General features: G+C 50.9%; 26 protein-coding genes and 1 pseudogene. 23 read left to right on the top strand and 4 right to left on the bottom strand.

The window, feature by feature from the left end; genetic code table 11:
- Positions 1 to 585, bottom strand: a complete 585-nt coding sequence (yceF, locus tag BEA93_RS04145; protein ID WP_001516185.1) for a 7-methyl-GTP pyrophosphatase — start codon at positions 583 to 585, stop codon at positions 1 to 3.
- Positions 586 to 783: 198 nt separating this feature from the next.
- On the opposite strand from yceF, the gene yceD reads away from it, so the two are divergent.
- The 14 genes from yceD to ptsG all read left to right on the top strand — a co-directional run bounded on the left by yceD (position 784) and on the right by ptsG (position 13,293).
- Positions 784 to 1,305: a 23S rRNA accumulation protein YceD gene (gene yceD, locus BEA93_RS04140; RefSeq protein ID WP_001174477.1), complete on the top strand. Its 522-nt coding sequence runs from the start codon at positions 784 to 786 to the stop codon at positions 1,303 to 1,305.
- A 51-nt stretch (positions 1,306 to 1,356) separates the two neighbouring features.
- Positions 1,357 to 1,530 (top strand): 50S ribosomal protein L32, encoded by a 174-nt coding sequence (gene rpmF, locus BEA93_RS04135; protein WP_000290727.1) that lies wholly within the window; start codon positions 1,357 to 1,359, stop codon positions 1,528 to 1,530.
- Positions 1,531 to 1,610: 80 nt separating this feature from the next.
- Complete coding sequence (gene plsX / locus BEA93_RS04130; protein ID WP_000197582.1) at positions 1,611 to 2,681, top strand: phosphate acyltransferase PlsX; 1,071 nt, start codon at positions 1,611 to 1,613, stop codon at positions 2,679 to 2,681.
- A 67-nt stretch (positions 2,682 to 2,748) separates the two neighbouring features.
- The gene (gene fabH / locus BEA93_RS04125) at positions 2,749 to 3,702 is read left to right on the top strand and encodes a beta-ketoacyl-ACP synthase III (RefSeq protein ID WP_000288127.1); all 954 of its coding nucleotides are present in this window, start codon (positions 2,749 to 2,751) and stop codon (positions 3,700 to 3,702) included.
- A gap of 15 nt (positions 3,703 to 3,717) precedes the next feature.
- A complete protein-coding gene (fabD, locus tag BEA93_RS04120; RefSeq protein ID WP_001516187.1) occupies positions 3,718 to 4,647 on the top strand; it encodes an ACP S-malonyltransferase in 930 nt (309 codons plus the stop codon).
- 12 nt (positions 4,648 to 4,659) lie between these two features.
- Positions 4,660 to 5,394 carry a 3-oxoacyl-ACP reductase FabG gene (gene fabG / locus BEA93_RS04115; RefSeq protein WP_001008542.1) on the top strand — a complete coding sequence of 245 codons (735 nt, stop codon included), beginning with the start codon at positions 4,660 to 4,662 and terminating at the stop codon, positions 5,392 to 5,394.
- 210 nt (positions 5,395 to 5,604) lie between these two features.
- Entirely contained in the window at positions 5,605 to 5,841 is a 237-nt protein-coding gene (gene acpP / locus BEA93_RS04110) for an acyl carrier protein (protein WP_000103754.1), read from the top strand.
- Between the two features lie 88 nt (positions 5,842 to 5,929).
- Positions 5,930 to 7,171 (top strand): beta-ketoacyl-ACP synthase II, encoded by a 1,242-nt coding sequence (gene fabF / locus BEA93_RS04105; RefSeq protein WP_105224289.1) that lies wholly within the window; start codon positions 5,930 to 5,932, stop codon positions 7,169 to 7,171.
- A 119-nt stretch (positions 7,172 to 7,290) separates the two neighbouring features.
- Positions 7,291 to 8,100, top strand: a complete 810-nt coding sequence (gene pabC, locus BEA93_RS04100; protein ID WP_016261914.1) for an aminodeoxychorismate lyase — start codon at positions 7,291 to 7,293, stop codon at positions 8,098 to 8,100.
- A 2-nt stretch (positions 8,101 to 8,102) separates the two neighbouring features.
- Positions 8,103 to 9,125, top strand: a complete 1,023-nt coding sequence (gene yceG, locus BEA93_RS04095; protein WP_000756887.1) for a cell division protein YceG — start codon at positions 8,103 to 8,105, stop codon at positions 9,123 to 9,125.
- The gene (gene tmk, locus BEA93_RS04090; RefSeq protein ID WP_105224290.1) at positions 9,115 to 9,756 is read left to right on the top strand and encodes a dTMP kinase; all 642 of its coding nucleotides are present in this window, start codon (positions 9,115 to 9,117) and stop codon (positions 9,754 to 9,756) included. The genes yceG and tmk overlap by 11 nt, the downstream gene beginning before the upstream one ends.
- Positions 9,753 to 10,757 carry a DNA polymerase III subunit delta' gene (gene holB / locus BEA93_RS04085; protein ID WP_001267909.1) on the top strand — a complete coding sequence of 335 codons (1,005 nt, stop codon included), beginning with the start codon at positions 9,753 to 9,755 and terminating at the stop codon, positions 10,755 to 10,757. The genes tmk and holB overlap by 4 nt, the downstream gene beginning before the upstream one ends.
- Before the next feature lie 10 nt (positions 10,758 to 10,767).
- Positions 10,768 to 11,565 (top strand): metal-dependent hydrolase, encoded by a 798-nt coding sequence (locus tag BEA93_RS04080; protein WP_000480281.1) that lies wholly within the window; start codon positions 10,768 to 10,770, stop codon positions 11,563 to 11,565.
- Between the two features lie 294 nt (positions 11,566 to 11,859).
- A complete protein-coding gene (gene ptsG / locus BEA93_RS04075; RefSeq protein WP_034167088.1) occupies positions 11,860 to 13,293 on the top strand; it encodes a PTS glucose transporter subunit IIBC in 1,434 nt (477 codons plus the stop codon).
- Between the two features lie 59 nt (positions 13,294 to 13,352).
- Here ptsG and BEA93_RS04070 read toward each other — a convergent pair.
- A pseudogene (locus tag BEA93_RS04070) lies at positions 13,353 to 13,508 on the bottom strand (TonB-dependent siderophore receptor); the annotation flags it as partial.
- A gap of 286 nt (positions 13,509 to 13,794) precedes the next feature.
- On the opposite strand from BEA93_RS04070, the gene hinT reads away from it, so the two are divergent.
- The 8 genes from hinT (at position 13,795) to BEA93_RS04030 (ending at position 20,053) form a co-directional block, all read left to right on the top strand.
- Positions 13,795 to 14,154: a purine nucleoside phosphoramidase gene (gene hinT / locus BEA93_RS04065; protein WP_010377279.1), complete on the top strand. Its 360-nt coding sequence runs from the start codon at positions 13,795 to 13,797 to the stop codon at positions 14,152 to 14,154.
- Between the two features lie 2 nt (positions 14,155 to 14,156).
- Positions 14,157 to 14,534, top strand: coding sequence for a YcfL family protein (locus tag BEA93_RS04060; RefSeq protein WP_001225274.1), 378 nt, complete (start codon positions 14,157 to 14,159; stop codon positions 14,532 to 14,534).
- 13 nt (positions 14,535 to 14,547) lie between these two features.
- Positions 14,548 to 15,189, top strand: coding sequence for a penicillin-binding protein activator LpoB (lpoB, locus tag BEA93_RS04055; protein WP_001516192.1), 642 nt, complete (start codon positions 14,548 to 14,550; stop codon positions 15,187 to 15,189).
- Positions 15,170 to 15,994: a thiamine kinase gene (thiK, locus tag BEA93_RS04050; protein ID WP_016261916.1), complete on the top strand. Its 825-nt coding sequence runs from the start codon at positions 15,170 to 15,172 to the stop codon at positions 15,992 to 15,994. The genes lpoB and thiK overlap by 20 nt, the downstream gene beginning before the upstream one ends.
- Positions 15,995 to 16,004: 10 nt before the next feature.
- Positions 16,005 to 17,030, top strand: coding sequence for a beta-N-acetylhexosaminidase (gene nagZ / locus BEA93_RS04045; RefSeq protein WP_000529327.1), 1,026 nt, complete (start codon positions 16,005 to 16,007; stop codon positions 17,028 to 17,030).
- A 22-nt stretch (positions 17,031 to 17,052) separates the two neighbouring features.
- Positions 17,053 to 17,595, top strand: coding sequence for an alpha/beta hydrolase YcfP (gene ycfP / locus BEA93_RS04040; protein WP_000587920.1), 543 nt, complete (start codon positions 17,053 to 17,055; stop codon positions 17,593 to 17,595).
- A gap of 386 nt (positions 17,596 to 17,981) precedes the next feature.
- The gene (gene ndh, locus BEA93_RS04035) at positions 17,982 to 19,286 is read left to right on the top strand and encodes an NADH-quinone dehydrogenase (RefSeq protein ID WP_001516194.1); all 1,305 of its coding nucleotides are present in this window, start codon (positions 17,982 to 17,984) and stop codon (positions 19,284 to 19,286) included.
- A 227-nt stretch (positions 19,287 to 19,513) separates the two neighbouring features.
- Positions 19,514 to 20,053: a glycine zipper 2TM domain-containing protein gene (locus BEA93_RS04030; protein ID WP_001516195.1), complete on the top strand. Its 540-nt coding sequence runs from the start codon at positions 19,514 to 19,516 to the stop codon at positions 20,051 to 20,053.
- A gap of 61 nt (positions 20,054 to 20,114) precedes the next feature.
- Here the strand turns inward: BEA93_RS04030 and comR are convergent, their stop codons facing one another.
- Positions 20,115 to 20,747, bottom strand: coding sequence for a TetR family copper-responsive transcriptional repressor ComR (gene comR, locus BEA93_RS04025; RefSeq protein ID WP_000179798.1), 633 nt, complete (start codon positions 20,745 to 20,747; stop codon positions 20,115 to 20,117).
- 240 nt (positions 20,748 to 20,987) lie between these two features.
- Between comR and bhsA the strand changes: the two genes are divergently transcribed.
- On the top strand, positions 20,988 to 21,245 hold the full coding sequence (bhsA, locus tag BEA93_RS04020) for a multiple stress resistance protein BhsA (protein WP_001516196.1): 258 nt from the start codon (positions 20,988 to 20,990) through the stop codon (positions 21,243 to 21,245).
- Between the two features lie 82 nt (positions 21,246 to 21,327).
- Here bhsA and ldtC read toward each other — a convergent pair whose 3' ends face one another.
- Positions 21,328 to 22,290 (bottom strand): L,D-transpeptidase LdtC, encoded by a 963-nt coding sequence (gene ldtC, locus BEA93_RS04015; RefSeq protein WP_072274906.1) that lies wholly within the window; start codon positions 22,288 to 22,290, stop codon positions 21,328 to 21,330.
- Between the last annotated feature and the right edge of the window lie 119 nt (positions 22,291 to 22,409).

Raw genomic sequence — 22,409 nt, 5'->3', positions numbered from 1 at the left:
TTATCCCATCAGCGGGTTTTTCCCTTCCCGACGTAACATCTGACAGAGCGCAATAAGCGGCAAACCAACCAGCGTGTTAGGGTCACGCCCTTCTAAACGCTCGAATAGCGTAATGCCAAAGCCTTCACTCTTAAAGCTACCTGCACAGTGCAGGGGATGCTCCTTACGCACGTAATTATCAATCTCCGCCTCGCTCAGATGACGGAAATGGACGTCAAATGGTTCCACTTCTGTTTGCAGATGTCCGTTGGCGGAATTATACAGTGCCAGCCCGGTATAAAAGGTGACAATATTGCCGCTGGCTTTGCGTAATTGCAGGCGCGCATTTTCTTCCGTTAACGGTTTACCGGTGATTTCACCGTCAAGAACACACACCTGATCAGAACCAATAATTAAATGGTCTGGATAACGTGATGCTAAGGATTGCGCTTTTTCTTGCGCCAGTCGAAGCACCAGTTGGCGAGGTGATTCATCGCTATGCGGGGTTTCGTCGACCTCCGGCGCGGCACATTCGAAAGAGATTTGCAGTTTTTCAAGTAGAGCGCGGCGCCAGGGCGAGGTGGAGGCTAAAATAAGTTTAGACATATTTTTTTCCATCAGATATAGCGTATTGATGATAGCCATTTTAAACTATGCGCTTCGTTTTGCAGGTTGATGTTCGTTGTCAGCACTGAACGAAAATAAAGCAGTAACCCGCAATGTGTGCGAATTATTGGCAAAAGGCAACCACAGGCTGCCTTTTTCTTTGACTCTATGACGTTACAAAGTTAATATGCGCGCCCTATGCAAAAGGTAAAATTACCCCTGACTCTCGATCCGGTTCGTACGGCTCAAAAACGCCTTGATTACCAGGGTATTTATACTCCTGATCAGGTTGAGCGCGTCGCTGAATCTGTAGTCAGTGTGGACAGTGATGTGGAATGCTCCATGTCGTTCGCTATCGATAACCAACGTCTCGCAGTGTTAAACGGCGATGCGAAGGTGACGGTAACGCTCGAGTGTCAGCGTTGCGGGAAGCCGTTTTCTCATCAGGTCTACACAACGTATTGTTTTAGTCCTGTGCGTTCAGACGAACAGGCTGAAGCACTGCCGGAAACGTATGAACCGATTGAGGTTAACGAATTCGGTGAAATCGATCTGCTTGCAATGGTTGAAGATGAAATCATCCTCGCCTTGCCGGTAGTTCCGGTGCATGATTCTGAACACTGTGAAGTGTCCGAAGCGGACATGGTCTTTGGTGAATTGCCTGATGAAGCGCAAAAACCAAACCCATTTGCCGTATTAGCCAGCTTAAAGCGTAAGTAATTGGTGCTCCCCGTTGGATCGGGGATAAACCGTAATTGAGGAGTAAGGTCCATGGCCGTACAACAGAATAAACCAACCCGTTCCAAACGTGGCATGCGTCGTTCCCATGACGCGCTGACCGCAGTCACCAGCCTGTCTGTAGACAAAACTTCTGGTGAAAAACACCTGCGTCACCACATCACTGCCGACGGTTACTACCGCGGCCGCAAGGTCATCGCTAAGTAATCACGCGTCTGCGTGATGAAGCTTAGTGAGGATTTTCCCCAGGTAACTGGGGAAAGACCAAACCGGGCGGCGACGATACCTTGACACGTCTAACCCTGGCGTTAGATGTCATGGGGGGCGATTTTGGCCCTTCTGTGACAGTGCCTGCAGCTTTGCAGGCACTGAACTCTAATTCGCAACTCACTCTTCTTTTAGTCGGTAATCCCGACGCCATCACGCCATTACTTGCTAAAGCTGACTTCGAACAGCGTTCGCGTTTGCAGATTATCCCTGCGCAGTCAGTTATCGCCAGTGATGCCCGGCCTTCGCAAGCTATCCGCGGCAGTCGTGGTAGCTCAATGCGCGTGGCTTTGGAACTGGTGAAAGAGGGGCGAGCGCAGGCCTGTGTCAGTGCCGGTAATACCGGGGCGCTGATGGGACTGGCAAAATTATTGCTCAAACCCCTGGAGGGGATTGAGCGTCCGGCGTTGGTGACGGTGTTACCGCATCAGCAAAAGGGCAAAACGGTGGTTCTCGATTTAGGGGCCAACGTCGATTGTGATAGCACAATGTTGGTGCAATTCGCCATTATGGGCTCTGTTTTGGCAGAAGAGGTGGTGGAAATCCCTAACCCTCGCGTGGCGTTGCTCAATATTGGTGAAGAAGAAGTAAAGGGTCTCGACAGTATTCGGGACGCCTCAGCTGTGCTTAAAACAATCCCTTCTGTCAATTATATCGGCTATCTTGAAGCCAATGAGTTATTAACTGGCAAGACAGATGTGTTGGTCTGTGACGGTTTTACAGGAAATGTCACATTAAAGACGATGGAAGGTGTTGTCAGGATGTTCCTTTCTCTGCTGAAATCCCAGGGAGAAGGGAAAAAACGGTCGTGGTGGCTACTGTTATTAAAGCGTTGGCTACAAAAGAGCCTGACGAGGCGATTCAGTCACCTCAACCCCGACCAGTATAACGGCGCCTGTCTGTTAGGATTGCGCGGCACGGTGATAAAAAGTCATGGTGCGGCCAATCAGCGAGCTTTTGCGGTCGCGATTGAACAGGCAGTGCAGGCGGTGCAGCGACAAGTTCCTCAGCGAATTGCCGCTCGCCTGAAATCTGTATACCCAGCTGGTTTTGAGCTGCTGGACGGTGGCAAAAGCGGAACTCTGCGGTAGCAGGACGCTGCCAGCGAACTCGCAGTTTGCAAGTGACGGTATATAACCGAAAAGTGACTGAGCGTACATGTATACGAAGATTATTGGTACTGGCAGCTATCTGCCCGAACAAGTGCGGACAAACGCCGATCTGGAAAAAATGGTGGATACCTCTGACGAGTGGATTGTTACTCGTACTGGTATCCGTGAACGTCATATTGCTGCACCAAACGAAACCGTTTCTACCATGGGCTTCGAAGCGGCGACACGTGCAATTGAAATGGCGGGGATCGACAAAGACCAGATTGGCCTGATTGTTGTGGCAACGACTTCTGCCACGCACGCCTTCCCGAGCGCAGCATGTCAGATTCAAAGCATGTTGGGCATTAAAGGTTGCCCGGCGTTTGACGTTGCCGCAGCCTGTGCAGGTTTCACCTACGCCCTGAGCGTAGCTGATCAATATGTGAAATCTGGTGCGGTGAAGTATGCTCTGGTCGTCGGTTCCGATGTACTGGCGCGCACCTGCGATCCAACAGATCGCGGGACCATTATCATTTTTGGTGATGGTGCGGGCGCTGCGGTGCTGGCCGCCTCTGAAGAGCCAGGAATTATCTCCACCCATCTGCATGCCGACGGCAGCTATGGTGAATTGCTGACGCTGCCTAACGCTGACCGTGTGAATCCAGAGAATTCAATTCATCTGACTATGGCAGGCAACGAAGTCTTCAAGGTCGCGGTAACTGAGCTTGCGCACATCGTTGATGAGACGCTGGCGGCGAATAATCTTGACCGTTCTCAACTGGACTGGCTGGTTCCGCATCAGGCGAACCTGCGTATTATCAGCGCAACGGCGAAAAAACTCGGCATGTCGATGGACAATGTCGTCGTGACTCTGGATCGCCACGGTAATACCTCTGCTGCTTCTGTGCCTTGTGCACTTGATGAAGCGGTACGCGATGGGCGTATTAAGCCTGGTCAGTTGGTCCTGCTTGAAGCCTTTGGCGGTGGGTTTACCTGGGGCTCCGCGCTGGTTCGTTTCTAGGATAAGGATTTAAAGATGACGCAATTTGCATTTGTGTTCCCTGGACAGGGTTCTCAAACCGTTGGAATGCTGGCTGATATGGCGGCGAGCTATCCCATTGTTGAAGAAACGTTTGCTGAAGCTTCTGCAGCGCTGGGCTACGACCTGTGGGCGCTGACCCAGCAGGGGCCAGCCGAAGAACTGAATAAAACCTGGCAAACCCAGCCAGCACTGTTAGCTGCATCTGTTGCGCTGTATCGCGTATGGCAGCAGCAAGGCGGCAAAGCTCCAGCAATGATGGCTGGTCACAGCCTGGGCGAATACTCCGCGCTGGTTTGTGCTGGTGTGATTGATTTTGCTGATGCGGTGCGTCTGGTTGAGATGCGCGGCAAGTTCATGCAGGAAGCCGTACCGGAAGGGACTGGCGCAATGGCGGCAATCATCGGTCTGGATGATGCGTCTATTGCTAAGGCTTGTGAAGAAGCAGCGGAAGGCCAGGTGGTTTCTCCGGTAAACTTCAACTCTCCGGGCCAGGTGGTTATTGCCGGTCATAAAGAAGCGGTTGAGCGTGCAGGTGCTGCCTGTAAAGCTGCTGGCGCAAAACGTGCGTTGCCGTTGCCAGTGAGCGTTCCGTCTCATTGTGCGTTGATGAAACCGGCTGCCGACAAGCTGGCTGTTGAATTAGCAAAAATCACTTTTAACGCCCCAACCGTTCCGGTTGTGAACAACGTTGATGTGAAATGCGAAACCAATGGTGATGCCATCCGTGATGCCCTGGTGCGCCAGCTTTATAACCCAGTTCAGTGGACGAAGTCCGTTGAATACATGGCAACGCAAGGCGTAGAACATCTTTATGAAGTCGGCCCGGGCAAAGTGCTTACTGGCCTGACAAAACGCATTGTCGACACCCTGACCGCCTCGGCGCTGAATGAACCTTCAGCGATGGCAGCGGCGCTCGAGCTTTAAAAGAGGAAAATCATGAATTTTGAAGGAAAAATCGCACTGGTAACCGGTGCAAGCCGTGGGATTGGCCGCGCAATTGCTGAAACGCTCGCAGCCCGTGGTGCGAAAGTTATCGGCACTGCGACCAGTGAAAGCGGCGCTCAGGCGATCAGTGATTATTTAGGTGCTAACGGTAAAGGTCTGATGTTGAATGTGACCGACCCGGCATCTATCGAATCTGTTCTGGAAAAAATTCGCGCAGAATTTGGTGAAGTCGATATCCTGGTCAATAATGCCGGTATCACTCGTGATAACCTGTTAATGCGAATGAAAGATGATGAGTGGAACGATATTATCGAAACCAACCTTTCATCTGTTTTCCGTCTGTCAAAAGCGGTAATGCGCGCTATGATGAAAAAGCGTCATGGTCGTATTATCACTATCGGTTCTGTGGTTGGTACCATGGGAAATGGCGGTCAGGCCAACTACGCTGCGGCGAAAGCGGGCTTGATCGGCTTCAGTAAATCACTGGCGCGCGAAGTTGCGTCACGCGGTATTACTGTAAACGTTGTTGCTCCGGGCTTTATTGAAACGGACATGACACGTGCGCTGAGCGATGACCAGCGTGCGGGTATCCTGGCGCAGGTTCCTGCGGGTCGCCTTGGCGGCGCACAGGAAATCGCCAACGCGGTTGCATTCCTGGCATCCGACGAAGCAGCTTACATCACGGGTGAAACTTTGCATGTGAACGGCGGGATGTACATGGTCTGACCGCGAATTGCACAAAATGCTCATGTTGCGCGCAGTCTGCGTGGTTATGAGTAATAATTAGTGCAAAATGATTTGCGTTGTTGGGGGGTATGGCCTCAAAATAGCGTAAAATCGTGGTAAGACCTGCCGGGATTTAGTTGCAAATTTTTCAACATTTTATACACTACGAAAACCATCGCGAAAGCGAGTTTTGATAGGAAATTTAAGAGTATGAGCACTATCGAAGAACGCGTTAAGAAAATTATCGGCGAACAGCTGGGCGTTAAGCAGGAAGAAGTTACCAACAATGCTTCTTTCGTTGAAGACCTGGGCGCGGATTCTCTTGACACCGTTGAGCTGGTAATGGCTCTGGAAGAAGAGTTTGATACTGAGATTCCGGACGAAGAAGCTGAGAAAATCACCACCGTTCAGGCTGCCATTGATTACATCAACGGCCACCAGGCGTAAGTGAACATCTCCAGGCGGTCGTTCGACCGCCTGAGTTTTATCTTTTTGTCCCACTAGAATCATTTTTTTCCCTCCCTGGAGGACAAACGTGTCTAAGCGTCGTGTAGTTGTGACCGGACTGGGCATGTTGTCTCCTGTCGGCAATACCGTAGAGTCTACCTGGAAAGCTCTGCTTGCCGGTCAGAGTGGCATCAGCCTAATCGACCATTTCGATACTAGCGCCTATGCAACGAAATTTGCTGGCTTAGTAAAGGATTTTAACTGTGAGGACATTATCTCGCGCAAAGAACAGCGCAAGATGGATGCCTTCATTCAATATGGAATTGTCGCTGGCGTTCAGGCCATGCAGGATTCTGGCCTTGAAATAACGGAAGAGAACGCAACCCGCATTGGTGTCGCAATTGGCTCCGGGATTGGCGGCCTCGGACTGATCGAAGAAAACCACACATCTCTGATGAACGGTGGTCCACGTAAGATCAGCCCATTCTTCGTTCCGTCAACGATTGTGAACATGGTGGCAGGTCACCTGACTATCATGTATGGCCTGCGTGGCCCAAGCATCTCTATCGCGACCGCCTGTACGTCTGGCGTGCATAACATTGGCCATGCTGCGCGTATTATCGCGTATGGCGATGCTGACGTGATGGTTGCAGGTGGCGCAGAGAAAGCCAGTACGCCGCTGGGCGTTGGTGGTTTCGGCGCGGCACGTGCATTATCTACCCGCAATGATAACCCGCAAGCGGCCAGCCGCCCGTGGGATAAAGAGCGTGATGGTTTCGTACTGGGCGATGGCGCCGGTATGCTGGTGCTCGAAGAGTACGAACACGCAAAAAAACGCGGTGCGAAAATTTACGCTGAACTTGTCGGCTTTGGTATGAGCAGCGATGCCTACCATATGACGTCGCCGCCGGAAAATGGCGCAGGCGCAGCACTGGCAATGGCGAATGCTTTGCGTGATGCAGGCATTGAAGCGAGCCAGATTGGCTACGTTAACGCGCACGGTACTTCAACGCCAGCAGGCGATAAGGCCGAAGCGCAGGCAGTGAAAACCATCTTCGGTGAAGCTGCAAGCCGTGTGCTGGTAAGTTCCACGAAATCCATGACTGGTCACCTGTTAGGTGCAGCGGGTGCAGTAGAGTCTATCTACTCCATCCTGGCCCTGCGCGATCAGGCTGTTCCGCCGACCATCAACCTGGATAACCCGGATGAAGGCTGCGACCTGGATTTTGTGCCGCATGAAGCGCGCCAGGTAAGCGGAATGGAGTACACCTTGTGTAACTCCTTCGGCTTCGGTGGCACCAATGGCTCTTTGATCTTTAAAAAGATCTAATCTGCCGTTTTTCACCATTATAAAAGGTCCGCTTGCGGGCCTTTTTTCTTAGGTTTTATTCAGACTTGTTCCGTAGAGAACATGCTGCCACACTAACAATCCTCTGATAAGGAGCCGGTATGTTCTTAATTAACGGTCATAAACAGGATTCGCTGGCAGCGAGCGATCGGGCTACGCAATTTGGCGATGGCTGTTTCACCACAGCCAGAATTATCGACGGAAAAGTCAGCTTATTATCCGCTCACATCACGAGGCTACAGGAAGCCTGTCAGCGCTTAATGATCACCTGTGACTTCTGGTGCCAGCTTGAGCAAGAGATGAAAATTCTGGCGGCAGAGCAGCAGAATGGTGTGCTGAAAGTGGTGATCAGTCGCGGCAGTGGCGGGCGAGGGTACAGCGCATTGAACAGTGGCCCGGCAACGCGGATGCTTTCAGTTACGGCTTATCCAGCACATTACGACCGTTTGCGTAACGAGGGGATGACGCTGGCGCTAAGCCCGGTGCGGCTGGGGCGCAATCCTCATCTTGCAGGTATTAAACATCTGAATCGCCTTGAGCAAGTACTGATCCGCTCTCATCTTGAGCAGACAAACGCTGATGAGGCGCTGGTTCTTGACAGCGAAGGGTGGGTTACGGAATGCTGTGCGGCTAATTTGTTCTGGCGCAAGAACAACGTAGTTTATACGCCGCGTCTGGATCAGGCTGGTGTCAACGGCATTATGCGACAATTCTGTATTCGTTTACTGGCACAATCCTCTTATCAGGTTGTCGAAGTGCAAGCCACACTGGAAGAAGTGATGCAGGCGGATGAGATGATAGTTTGTAATGCGCTAATGCCGATTATCCCTGTACGCGCTTGTGACGATGTCTCCTTTTCGTCAACAACGCTATATGAATATTTAGCCCCACTTTGTGAGCACCCGAATTAGTCATGAAAAAAGTGTTATTGATTGTCTTGTTATTGCTGGTGGTACTGGGTATCGCCGCTGGTGTGGGCGTCTGGAAAGTTCGCCACCTTGCTGACAGCAAATTACTTATTAAAGAAGAGACTATATTTACCTTGAAACCGGGGACCGGGCGACGGGGGCTCGGTGAACAACTTTATGCCGATAAGATCATCAATCGCCCACGTGTATTTCAATGGTTGCTGCGTATCGAGCCGGATCTTTCTCATTTCAAAGCCGGTACTTACCGTTTTACACCACAGATGACCGTGCGCGAGATGCTGAAATTGCTGGAAAGCGGTAAAGAAGCGCAGTTCCCGCTACGCCTGGTGGAAGGGATGCGTCTGAGCGATTACCTCAAACAATTGCGTGAGGCACCGTATGTTAAGCACACGCTGAGCGACGATAAATACGCCACCGTGGCACAGGCGCTGGAGCTGGAAAACCCGGAGTGGATTGAAGGCTGGTTCTGGCCAGATACCTGGATGTATACCGCCAATACCACTGATGTCGCGTTACTCAAACGAGCGCACAAGAAAATGGTGAAAGCGGTCGATAGCGCCTGGGAAGGTCGTGCAGATGGGCTGCCCTATAAAGATAAAAACCAACTGGTGACCATGGCGTCGATTATCGAAAAAGAAACGGCCGTTGCCAGTGAACGCGATCAGGTTGCCTCGGTATTTATCAACCGTTTACGTATTGGCATGCGTCTGCAGACCGACCCGACGGTGATTTACGGGATGGGAGAGCGTTATAATGGCAAGCTTTCCCGTGCAGATCTGGAAGCACCAACAGCGTATAACACTTATACCATTACCGGTCTGCCGCCAGGCGCAATTGCAACACCGGGGGCGGATTCGCTGAAGGCTGCTGCGCATCCGGCAAAAACGCCGTATCTCTATTTTGTGGCCGATGGTAAAGGCGGTCACACGTTTAATACCAATCTTGCCAGTCATAACAAGTCTGTGCAGGATTATCTGAAAGTGCTTAAGGAAAAAAATGCGCAGTAAGTATATCGTCATTGAAGGGCTGGAAGGTGCAGGCAAAACTACCGCGCGTAACGTGGTGGTCGAGACGCTTGAGCAACTGGGTATCCGTGACATGGTTTTCACTCGGGAACCTGGCGGCACGCAACTTGCCGAAAAGTTAAGAAGCCTGGTGCTGGATATCAAATCGGTAGGCGATGAAGTCATTACCGATAAAGCCGAAGTGCTGATGTTTTATGCCGCGCGCGTTCAGTTGGTCGAGACTGTCATCAAACCCGCGCTGGCTAATGGAACCTGGGTGATTGGCGATCGCCACGATCTCTCCACTCAGGCGTATCAGGGCGGTGGCCGTGGTATTGACCAGCATATGCTGGCAACGTTACGTGATGCCGTTCTTGGGGATTTTCGCCCTGACTTAACGCTCTATCTCGATGTTACCCCAGAAGTCGGCCTTAAGCGCGCACGTGCGCGTGGCGAGCTGGATCGCATTGAGCAAGAGTCTTTTGATTTCTTTAATCGTACCCGCGCCCGCTACCTGGAACTGGCCGCACAAGATAAAAGCATTCATACCATTGATGCTACCCAGCCGCAGGAAGCCGTTATGGACGCGATTCGCACCACCGTGACTCACTGGGTTAAGGAGCAGGACGCATGAGATGGTATCCATGGTTACGACCTGATTTCGAAAAACTGGTAGCCAGCTATCAGGCCGGAAGGGGTCACCATGCGCTACTGATTCAGGCGTTACCCGGTATGGGCGATGATGCCTTAATCTATGCTCTGAGCCGTTATTTACTTTGCCAACAACCGCAGGGCCACAAAAGCTGTGGTCACTGTCGTGGATGCCAGTTGATGCAGGCGGGGACACATCCCGATTATTACACTCTTGCACCTGAAAAAGGAAAGAACGCGCTGGGCATTGATGCTGTGCGTGAAGTCACTGAAAAATTGAATGAGCACGCACGCTTAGGCGGTGCAAAAGTTGTCTGGGTCACCGATGCCGCCTTGCTGACCGATGCTGCTGCTAATGCCTTGCTGAAAACTCTGGAAGAGCCGCCAGCGGAAACCTGGTTTTTCCTCGCTACACGAGAAATTGAACGCTTACTGGCCACACTGCGCAGCCGTTGTCGCTTGCATTACCTTGCACCACCGCCAGAACAGTACGCGGTGAGCTGGCTTGCGCGTGAAGTGACAATGTCACCAGAGGCCATACTCACCGCATTGCGCCTGAGCGCCGGTTCGCCTGGTGCGGCGTTGGTGTTGTTTCAGGGAGATACCTGGCAGGCACGTGAGACTCTTTGTCAGGCGTTGGCACATAGCGTGCAATCTGGCGACTGGTATTCGATGTTGTCGGCACTTAATCACGAACAAGCTCCGGCGCGTTTACATTGGCTGGCAACTTTGTTGATGGATGCGCTCAAACGCCATTATGACGCCTCACATGTCACCAATGTTGATGTTCCTGGCGTTGTCGCCGCGCTGGCAAACCAGCTTTCTCCCTCTCGCCTGCAGGCTATACTGGGGGATGTTTGCCAAAGTCGTGAACAATTAATTTCTGTCACAGGCGTAAACCGCGAGCTTCTCATCACCGATCTTTTACTGCGTATTGAGCATTACCTGCAACCGGGCGTTGTGTTACCGGTTCCTCATCTTTAAGAGAGACATTATGTTTTTAGTCGACTCACACTGCCATCTTGATGGTCTGAATTATGAATCTTTGCATAAGGACGTGGATGACGTTCTGGCGAAAGCCGCCGCGCGCGATGTGAAATTTTGTCTGGCGGTTGCCACGACATTACCGGGTTACTTGCATATGCGAGATCTGGTAGGCGAACGTGACAACGTTGCATTTTCTTGCGGTGTACATCCGCTCAACCAGAACGATCCCTACGATGTGGAAGATTTACGCCGCCTGGCGGCAGAAGAGGGGGTTGTTGCGCTGGGTGAAACCGGGCTGGATTATTATTACACGCCGGAAACTAAAGTGCGTCAGCAAGAGTCCTTTATTCACCATATCCAGATTGGCCGCGAACTGAACAAACCGGTTATCGTTCATACGCGCGATGCCCGTGCCGATACGCTGGCAATTCTGCGCGAAGAAAGAGTGACGGATTGCGGTGGCGTACTACACTGTTTTACAGAGGACAGAGAAACAGCGGGCAAGTTACTGGATCTCGGATTTTACATCTCCTTCTCCGGCATTGTGACCTTCCGAAATGCGGAACAGCTACGCGATGCCGCGCGCTATGTGCCTCTGGATCGGTTGTTGGTCGAAACTGACTCACCTTATCTGGCACCCGTACCGCATCGAGGAAAAGAGAATCAACCTGCGATGGTTCGTGACGTTGCAGAATACATGGCTGTGTTGAAAGGTGTTGCCGTTGAAGAACTGGCGCAGGTAACCACCGATAACTTCGCCCGTCTGTTTCACATCGACGCTTCCCGCCTTCAATCCATCTGTTGAATGAATTTTTTTTAAGCTCGTAATTAATGGGTAAAACGAGTAAAGTTCACCGCCGCAAATTGGGCGGTGGATAACCACGTTTGAAATATCTTGACATATGTTTTGTCAAAATGTGCAACTTCTCTCATGACCAGAAGTTGAAACGTGATAACCGTCAAACAAATCAACATTGAATTATTTTACTCTGTGTAATAAATAAGGGGCGCTTAGATGCCCTGTATACGGTAAGGCTCTCCCCCCTTGCCACGCGTGAGAACGTTAAAAAAGCACCCATACTCAGGAGCACTCTCAATTATGTTTAAGAATGCATTTGCTAACCTGCAAAAGGTCGGTAAATCGCTGATGCTGCCGGTATCCGTACTGCCTATCGCAGGTATTCTGCTGGGCGTCGGTTCCGCGAATTTCAGCTGGCTACCCGCCGTTGTATCGCATGTTATGGCAGAAGCAGGCGGTTCCGTCTTTGCAAACATGCCACTGATTTTTGCGATTGGTGTTGCCCTCGGCTTTACCAATAACGATGGCGTATCTGCGCTGGCCGCAGTTGTTGCCTATGGCATCATGGTAAAAACCATGGCCGTGGTTGCGCCGCTGGTACTGCATTTACCTGCTGAAGAAATTGCCGCTAAACATCTGGCGGATACAGGCGTACTCGGGGGGATCATCTCCGGTGCGATTGCAGCGTACATGTTTAACCGTTTCTACCGTATTAAGCTGCCTGAGTATCTTGGCTTCTTTGCCGGTAAACGCTTTGTGCCGATCATTTCTGGCCTGGCTGCCATCTTTACTGGCGTTGTGCTGTCCTTCATTTGGCCGCCAATTGGTTCCGCAATTCAGACCTTCTCCCAGTGGGCTGCTTACCAGAACCCGGTAGTTGCGTTTGGTATCTACGGCTTCATCGAACGCTGCCTGGTACCGTTTGGTCTGCACCACATCTGGAACGTACCTTTCCAGATGCAGATTGGTGAATACACCAATGCCGCAGGTCAGGTGTTCCACGGCGATATTCCGCGTTATATGGCGGGTGACCCGACTGCGGGTAAACTGTCTGGCGGCTTCCTGTTCAAAATGTACGGTCTGCCGGCTGCCGCGATTGCTATCTGGCACTCTGCTAAACCAGAAAACCGCGCTAAAGTGGGCGGTATCATGATCTCCGCGGCACTGACCTCGTTCCTGACCGGTATCACCGAACCGATCGAGTTCTCCTTCATGTTCGTTGCGCCGATCCTGTACATCATCCACGCGATTTTGGCAGGTCTGGCATTCCCAATCTGTATTCTGCTGGGGATGCGTGACGGTACTTCGTTCTCGCACGGTCTGATTGACTTTATCGTACTGTCTGGTAACAGCAGCAAGCTGTGGCTGTTCCCGATTGTCGGTATCGGTTATGCGATTGTTTACTACACTATCTTCCGCGTGCTGATTAAAGCTCTGGATCTGAAAACGCCGGGCCGTGAAGACGCAACTGAAGATGCGAAAGCAACCGGTACTAGCGAAATGGCACCGGCTCTGGTTGCCGCATTTGGCGGTAAAGAAAACATCACTAACCTCGACGCATGTATTACCCGTTTGCGCGTCAGCGTTGCTGATGTGTCCAAAGTGGATCAGGCTGGCCTGAAAAAACTGGGCGCAGCGGGCGTAGTGGTTGCTGGTTCTGGTGTTCAGGCGATTTTCGGTACTAAATCCGATAACCTGAAAACTGAAATGGATGAGTACATCCGTAACCACTAATCCGTAAGATGTTGGGGAGACTAAGGCAGCCGAATGGCTGCCTTTTTTACTGGCGTCAATCAGAACGGGTACGTTCCGGTAATGCTGAAATTACGCGGTGCACTGTAGACGATAGAACCTTCTACGTTGGTATCATAGGTTTTATCGAACAGGTTATTGACGTTCCCCTGTAACGAGAAGTTTTTTGTCACCTGATAACGGGTGAACAGATCAACTGTCGTTTTCGGCGCGAAAGAATAATGCCAACGCAATACAGGCGGGTAACAATGGCGGCTGTGTATCCCTGTTTAATATATAAACTAAAGAGAAATCATGTTTTCGGTTCATTAGCAGGCGGAAATGGGAATAATAGCGATGTATGCGGCAGTAAAGCGATTTTTTGCTTAATAAATCGTGAGTTAAGGTTGAAAGAGCGGGTTTAACTCGACCATACTCTATACTCGCAGTGTGGCGCGGCGTAGCATGGCGCAACGCATGGCTATTATGAAAAAGGAAAATGTCGTGGCAGAAGAAACTATTTTCAGCAAAATTATTCGTCGTGAGATCCCCTCCGATATCGTTTACCAGGATGATCTGGTAACGGCGTTTCGCGATATTTCGCCGCAAGCGCCAACACATATTCTGATCATTCCTAATATCCTCATTCCTACCGTGAATGACGTGTCAACCGAGCATGAGCAGGCGCTTGGGCGCATGATCACCGTGGCGGCAAAAATCGCTGAGCAGGAAGGGATTGCCGAAGATGGTTACCGTTTGATCATGAATACCAACCGTCATGGTGGACAAGAGGTGTACCACATCCATATGCACCTGCTGGGTGGCCGTCCGTTGGGGCCAATGCTGGCTCATAAAGGTCTGTAACGATGAGAAAAGGATGCTTTGGGCTGGTGTCTCTGGCGCTGTTATTGCTGGTGGGTTGTCGCTCACATCCGGAAATTCCGGTGAATGATGAACAATCTCTGGTGATGGAGTCATCACTTCTGGCTGCTGGTATCAGCGCAGAAAAGCCTGTTTTTTCAATGTCTGACATTCAGTCTTCAGCATCCTCGACGCTCTATAACGAAAGGCAAGAACCCGTTACCGTTCATTATCGTTTTTATTGGTATGACGCCAGAGGGCTGGAGATGCATCCTCTGGAAACGCCACGCAGTGTCACGATTCCCGCGCGTTCAGCGGTGACTCTGTACGGCAGCGCCAATTATCTTGGGGCGCACAAAGTCAGACTTTATATTTATTTGTAAGGGGTGAATCTTGATGACAAAAATGAGTCGCTACGCCTTAATCACCGCGCTGGCGATGTTTCTCGCCGGGTGTGTGGGGCCACGTGAACCCGCACCGGTAGAAGAGGTGAAACCTGCGCCGGAGCAACCTGCCGAGCCGCAACAGCCAGTACCCACGGTGCCATCGGTGCCGACGATCCCGCAGCAGCCAGGGCCAATTGAGCACGAAGATCAAACCGCGCCTCCTGCACCGCATATTCGTCATTATGACTGGAATGGCGCAATGCAACCAATGGTCAGTAAGATGCTTGGGGCTGATGGCGTGACTGCGGGGAGCGTTCTGCTGGTTGATAGCGTTAACAACCGTACTAACGGTTCGCTGAATACCGGAGAAGCGACTGAAACGCTGCGTAATGCGCTGGCCAATAACGGTAAATTTACCCTTGTTTCCGCCCAGCAGCTTTCTATGGCTAAGCAGCAGCTAGGTTTGTCGCCGCAGGACAGCTTAGGCACGCGTAGTAAAGCCATAGGCATTGCTCGCAATGTCGGAGCTCATTACGTGCTTTACTCCAGTGCCTCTGGCAACGTCAATGCACCGACCCTACAAATGCAACTGATGTTGGTGCAGACGGGCGAAATTATTTGGTCAGGTAAAGGTGCCGTTCAGCAGCAATAATCCCATCACGCGCGACGAATTACTGTCGCGCTATTTTCCGCAGTATCATCCCGTCGCGACGTTTAATCATGGGCTTAGCGGCGGGAGTTTTCTCATTGAATATAAGGATCAGCGTTTTGTTGTGCGTCAGCCGCACGATCCTGATGCGTCGCAGTCCGCGTTTTTACGTCAGTATCGGGTGTTATCACAATTACCTGCATACCTTGCGCCAAAGCCGCATTTATATCTTCGTGGCTGGATGGTGGTTGACTATTTACCCGGCGAGGTAAAAACGCAATTGCCAGATACCGACGAACTGGCTGGCTTGCTGTATTATTTGCATCAACAACCGCGTTTTGGCTGGCGAGTAACGTTGTTGCCGCTACTGGAACTGTACTGGCAGCAAAGCGATCCTGCGCGGCGAACAACGGGGTGGCTGCGAATGTTGAAACGTCTGCGCAAAGCGCGGGAACCACAGCCACTACGCCTGAGTCCGTTGCATATGGATGTTCATGCCGGAAACCTGGTGCATAGCGCGTCAGGGTTAAAACTCATCGACTGGGAGTATGCCGGTGATGGCGATATCGCGCTGGAACTGGCGGCGGTGTGGGTGGAAAATACTGACCAGCACCGACGGTTGGTTAATGATTATGCCGTGCGGGCGAAGATTAATCCGGAGCAATTGTGGCGTCAGGTCAGGCGCTGGTTTCCCTGGTTGCTGATGCTGAAAGCAGGGTGGTTTGAGTACCGCTGGCAACAAACCGGCGATCAACAATTTATCAGGCTGGCCAATGACACCTGGCGGCAGCTATCAATAAAACAATAAGGAGAGCAGTGTGGGTCCAGTAATGTTGGATGTTGAAGGTTACGAACTGGACGCGGAAGAGCGTGAGATTCTCGCGCATCCGCTGGTCGGAGGGCTGATTCTCTTTACGCGTAACTATCACGATCCAGAGCAGTTACGCGAACTGGTGCGTCAGATCCGAGCAGCTTCGCGCAATCACCTGGTGGTGGCGGTGGATCAGGAAGGTGGGCGTGTGCAGCGTTTTCGTGAGGGTTTTACCTGCTTACCGGCGGCGCAATCATTCGCTGCACTGCTGGGAATGGAAGAGGGTGGCAAACTGGCGCAAGAGGCGGGTTGGTTAATGGCCAGCGAAATGATCGCTATGGATATTGATATCAGCTTTGCGCCAGTGCTGGACGTAGGGCATATCAGCGCGGCGATTGGTGAGCGTTCTTATCATGCTGATCCAGAAAAAGCCCTCGCAATCGCCAGCCGATTTATTGATGGTATGCATGAAGCCGGAATGAAAACCACCGGTAAACACTTTCCTGGTCACGGCGCAGTAACTGCTGACTCACATAAAGAGACGCCGTGTGATCCGCGTCCGCAAGCGGAAATTCGTGCCAAAGATATGTCAGTCTTCAGCACGTTAATTCGCGAAAATAAACTCGACGCCATTATGCCTGCGCATGTGATCTACAGTGATGTTGATCCGCGTCCGGCGAGCGGATCTCCCCACTGGCTTAAGACCGTTTTACGTCAGGAACTGGGTTTTGACGGTGTGATTTTCTCTGACGATTTATCGATGGAAGGCGCAGCGATTATGGGCAGTTATGCTGAACGTGGGCAGGCATCACTGGATGCGGGTTGCGATATGATCCTGGTCTGCAATAATCGTAAAGGGGCCGTCAGCGTGTTAGATAATCTGTCACCGATCAAGGCAGAACGTGTTACACGTTTGTATCATAAAGGTTCATTTTCGCGACAGGAACTGATGGACTTGGCTCGCTGGAAAGAGATCAGCGCCCGTCTGAATCAGTTACATGAACGCTGGCAGGAAGAGAAAGCAAGTCACTAACCCTGGCTTATGTGAGGAAGCGATGATTATCTATTTACACGGTTTTGACTCTAACAGTCCGGGTAACCACGAAAAAGTCTTACAATTGCAGTTTATTGATCCCGATGTACGGCTGATAAGCTACAGCACTCTGCACCCGAAACACGATATGCAGCATCTGCTCAAAGAAGTGGACAAAATGCTGCAACTGAATGTTGACGAGCGCCCGTTAATTTGCGGTGTTGGGCTGGGTGGTTACTGGGCGGAGCGGATTGGTTTTCTCTGTGATATCCGCCAGGTGATCTTCAACCCTAATCTGTTCCCTTATGAAAACATGGAAGGGAAGATTGATCGCCCGGAAGAGTACGCTGATATTGCTACTAAGTGTGTGACCAACTTCCGCGAGAAGAATCGCGATCGTTGCCTGGTGATCTTGTCGCGTCACGATGAAGCGCTTAATAGCCAGCGGACATCTGAAGAGTTGCATCATTATTACGAGATTGTCTGGGACGAAGAGCAGACGCACAAGTTCAAAAACATCTCCCCGCATTTGCAGCGTATTAAAGCGTTCAAAACCCTCGGTTAAAAGCTATCATCGGTCGCATCAGGTAACCTTGCCGCTATCTGATGCGCCCCGGATTCTGTAGGTCGGATAAGGCGTCCACGCCGCATCCGACAGCCGTGCACCAATGTCTGATGTGCATCTTATCAGGCCTAACACCTCACCCTGTTTCACTCTCCCGAAGCTGCTTGAACAATAAACAAAGCACTGTGTTTTTTGATCTCATCCGGTAAATCCGATTATCTTTTCAGCAACAAAACTTGATTCACATCAATTTTGGTATGACCAATGCACCATTCATGTTATTCTCAATAGCGAAGAACATTTTCATCACTGTAACCTGCTGTTAATTAAGGGCTATGATCATAACCATTAATTAACAATTGGTTAATAAATTTAAGGGGGTCACGTTGACTACGCCATTGAAAAAGATTGTGATTGTCGGCGGCGGTGCTGGTGGGCTGGAAATGGCGACACAGCTTGGACATAAGTTGGGGCGCAAGAAAAAAGCCAAAATTACGCTGGTAGATCGTAACCACAGCCATCTGTGGAAACCGCTGCTGCACGAAGTGGCGACTGGATCGCTCGATGAAGGCGTTGATGCGCTGAGCTATCTGGCCCATGCACGTAATCATGGTTTCCAGTTCCAGTTGGGTTCTGTGGTTGATATCGATCGTGAAGCGAAAACAATCACCATTGCTGAACTGCGCGACGAAAAAGGCGAACTGCTGGTGCCTGAACGCAAAATTGCCTATGACACGCTGGTAATGGCATTGGGCAGCACCTCCAACGATTTCAATACGCCGGGTGTAAAAGAGAACTGCATTTTCCTCGATAACCCGCACCAGGCGCGTCGTTTCCACCAGGAGATGCTGAATCTGTTCCTGAAGTACTCTGCTAATTTGGGCGCCAATGGCAAAGTGAACATTGCGATTGTCGGCGGCGGCGCTACTGGCGTGGAACTCTCTGCCGAACTGCACAATGCGGTGAAACAACTACATAGTTACGGTTACAAAGGGCTGACCAACGAAGCCCTGAATGTAACGCTGGTGGAAGCGGGCGAGCGAATTTTGCCAGCATTGCCGCCACGTATCTCTGCTGCGGCTCACAGTGAGTTAACGAAACTGGGCGTTCGTGTACTGACGCAAACGATGGTGACCAGTGCCGATGAAGGCGGTTTGCACACTAAAGATGGCGAATATATTCAGGCCGATCTGATGGTGTGGGCTGCCGGAATTAAAGCGCCGGATTTCCTGAAAGATATTGGTGGGCTGGAAACCAACCGTATCAACCAACTGGTGGTGGAACCGACGCTGCAAACCACGCGCGATCCAGACATTTATGCCATTGGCGACTGTGCGTCGTGTCCGCGTCCGGAAGGGGGCTTTGTACCGCCGCGCGCCCAGGCCGCACATCAGATGGCTACCTGCGCAATGAACAATATTCTGGCGCAGATGAACGGTAAACCACTAAAAAATTATCAGTATAAGGATCACGGTTCGCTGGTATCACTGTCGAACTTCTCTACCGTTGGTAGCCTGATGGGTAACCTGACCCGAGGTTCGATGATGATTGAAGGACGTATTGCGCGTTTTGTGTACGTTTCTCTGTACCGCATGCATCAGATTGCGCTGCATGGCTACTTTAAAACGGGGCTGATGATGCTGGTAGGTAGCATTAACCGCGTGATCCGTCCGCGTCTGAAACTGCATTAATTGGCTTGTACTGGCGGATGTGGTGTGAACGCCTCATCCGCCCTTACAGGAAGAGGACGATTTGTGAGCCTGATAAGACGCGTTAAGTGTCGCATCAGGCATCCCTTCAGACTCATCTGAATCATTCAGTATTTCCTGCTATTCCCGCGTTTTTCATCTTCTGTCTGATAGCGGCTTTTCCTCTTCGCTTGCATGATTGGCATAACTGCAAAGAAGGAGGTGTTCCCGTGAATAAATCAATGTTGGCGGGTATCGGGATTGGTGTCGCGGCTGCGCTCGGCGTAGCGGCAGTAGCCAGTCTGAACGTGTTTGAACGTGGCCCGCAATACGCTCAGGTTGTTTCTGCAATCCCAATCAAGGAAACAGTTAAAACACCGCGCCAGGAGTGCCGCAACGTCACGGTGACTCACCGCCGACCGGTGCAGGATGAAAATCGCATCGCTGGTTCGGTTCTGGGCGCTGTGGCGGGCGGGGTTATAGGGCATCAGTTTGGCGGTGGGCGCGGTAAAGATGTTGCCACCGTTGTGGGGGCGCTTGGTGGTGGGTATGCCGGTAATCAGATTCAGGGCTCTCTCCAGGAAAGCGATACTTACACGACCACCCAACAGCGTTGTAAAACGGTATATGACAAGTCAGAAAAAATGCTGGGATATGACGTGACCTATAAGATTGGCGATCAGCAGGGCAAAATCCGCATGGGTAGCGATCCGGGCACACAAATCCCATTGGATAACAACGGACAACTGGTTCTGAATAACAAAGTATAAAAAAGCTGTACTCTGCAATTTAGCCCCTCATTCGCTCAGGCTGAGGGGCTTTTTTTGCGTCTTATTTCACCAGCGCTGGCCATAAGCGCAATGTTGTCCGCGAAATCTGCATTAGTTTTTCCAGCGATGCGCCTTCCCGGGCACTGATCGACATCCCCTGAATTATACAATTAAGAAATTCCGCAAGATGCGTTACGTCACAGTGGGCAGGAATTTCCCCGCGAGCCTGGCGTTGACATAAAAACTGTTGCAAGGTGCGTTCCTGCATCGCGTGGCGTGACTTTACGGTATGGGCGATATCTCCAGAGTCCGGGGAGAGCGTGGCGCAGTTGTTAATCATAAAGCAACCTGCAGGGGTGTCTTTACTGGTAAAACAGCTCGCGATGGCGGCGAAATAGTCTGCCAGTGCAGACTCCACGCTTTTCTCTTCACAAAACAATTGCGCTTCGTGCTTTGCGGCAAAACGGTCGATATAGCGGTCAAGTACGGCGCGGAATAATCCCTCTTTGTTGGTGAATTCCGCATACAGCGTCGGCGCTTTGGCTCCGGTCGCTTCGACGAGATCGGCAAGGGAAGTTGCTTCATAACCGTGCAGCCAGAACAGTTTCATAGCCTTATCAAGCGCGGCTTCCCTGTCGAACATTTTGGGGCGGCCACGGCTTTTTTTTACACAATGTGCTGAGTCAGTTGCCATGATGCCGTTGTACCTTGTAGCTGTGAATGAATGATTATTATAAAAATAATCACCACCGTTCACCAGTCCAGAGAGCAGAAAAATAATTGCTCTCTATTTAACTGAAATTTAAAGAGTTTTAATTTAATTAATGAGTGTTATAAAAAATATCTTGTATGTGATCCAGATCACATCTATCATTTAGTTATCGATCGTTAAGTAATTGCTTGCGACGCCATTCATCTGCATAAGGTCACTATTATGAAAAACGTAAAAACCCTCATCACTGCGGCGATTTTAAGCTCCATGTCATTTGCCAGCTTTGCGGCTGTCGAAGTTCAGGCAACACCAGAAGGTCAACAAAAAGTGGGTACTATCAGTGCTAACGCGGGGACAAATCTGGGATCGCTGGAAGAACAACTGGCACAAAAAGCGGATGAGATGGGCGCAAAATCTTTCCGTATTACTTCAGTAACCGGCCCGAATACCCTTCATGGAACGGCAGTAATTTATAAATAAGCATTAACCCTCATTAATGCCCGCTACTGCTGCTTTTTTTCCCCGCGACATGCCGTGCCGCGGGGATTTTTTTATCCGGTATTTACAACGCTTGTTGGTTCACTTGATGACGACGTACATCCACCGGCATTCCTGAACGTACATCCATCACATGCTGCATTACTTCGGCGTCAGTTTGCGCTGCATTTTTAAATGCCTGCATCGCACTATTGAGCGTAATCGGCAACAATTGCGGATCGTCATCAATCTTCTCTGACAGAGGCTGATGCACTTCTACCAGGCGTGCGCCATTTGGCTCGGCAGAGACTTTAATCGGTGTGTTGATAATGTTCACTTTGGTGCCAGGGGTGACCTGGCTGAAAAGTGTTTTGATATCGTCATCGCGCAGACGAATACAGCCGGAACTTACCCGCATACCAATGCCGAAATCGGCGTTTGTACCGTGAAGTAAATAAACGCCGCCATAGGCCGCCAGACGGATCGCATGATGACCCATCGGATTATCCGGTCCTGCCGGAACAACAGCCGGAAGTTCGATGCCCTGGGCTTTATAACGGGCGCGGATGTTTGCGGTAGGTGTCCATGTTGGGTTAGCTCGCTTGTCCGAAACGGTAGTTACCATTGTTGGCGTCAATGTGTCTCCGCCTAACTGGCCAATGCCGATCGGATATACGGTCACCGAATTTTTACCCGGTGGATAATAATAGAGACGTAACTCTGCAATATTGATCACAATGCCTTCACGTGGCGCATCCGGCAGCAGCGTTTGCAACGGAATCGTTAACACGCTTCCGGCTCGTGGTACATACGGATCAACGCCAGGGTTGGCCTGTAACAGCGCCAGGAAACCGACGTTATATTTTTTGGCGATGGCTTCCAGCGAACCACCGTCATTCTCCACCACATGAAATTTATTTTCACCAACCAGACGACTACCCGCAGGCGGCAGCGGCCAGGTATTGGCTTTTGCCGGTAGCGCCAGTGCTACGGCTGCGGCGAACGTAAAATACGTCAGCCAGCGAGAAAAACGCGTTTTGATCATCACCAAAAATCCATAAAAAATATAAGGTTATTGTAATAAAAAGATAAGTATGAATTATGAATGGTGGCAGTGTCGGGTAGTGCAGGGAAGTGCAAAGAATTTGTAAATATTAGGAGAGATGC

Source organism: Escherichia sp. MOD1-EC5950 (assembly GCF_002965345.1).
Taxonomy (GTDB): Bacteria; Pseudomonadota; Gammaproteobacteria; order Enterobacterales; family Enterobacteriaceae; genus Escherichia; species Escherichia marmotae.
The sequence above is the reverse complement of the archived record's forward strand: the minus strand, read 5'-3'. Positions and strand labels throughout refer to the sequence as shown.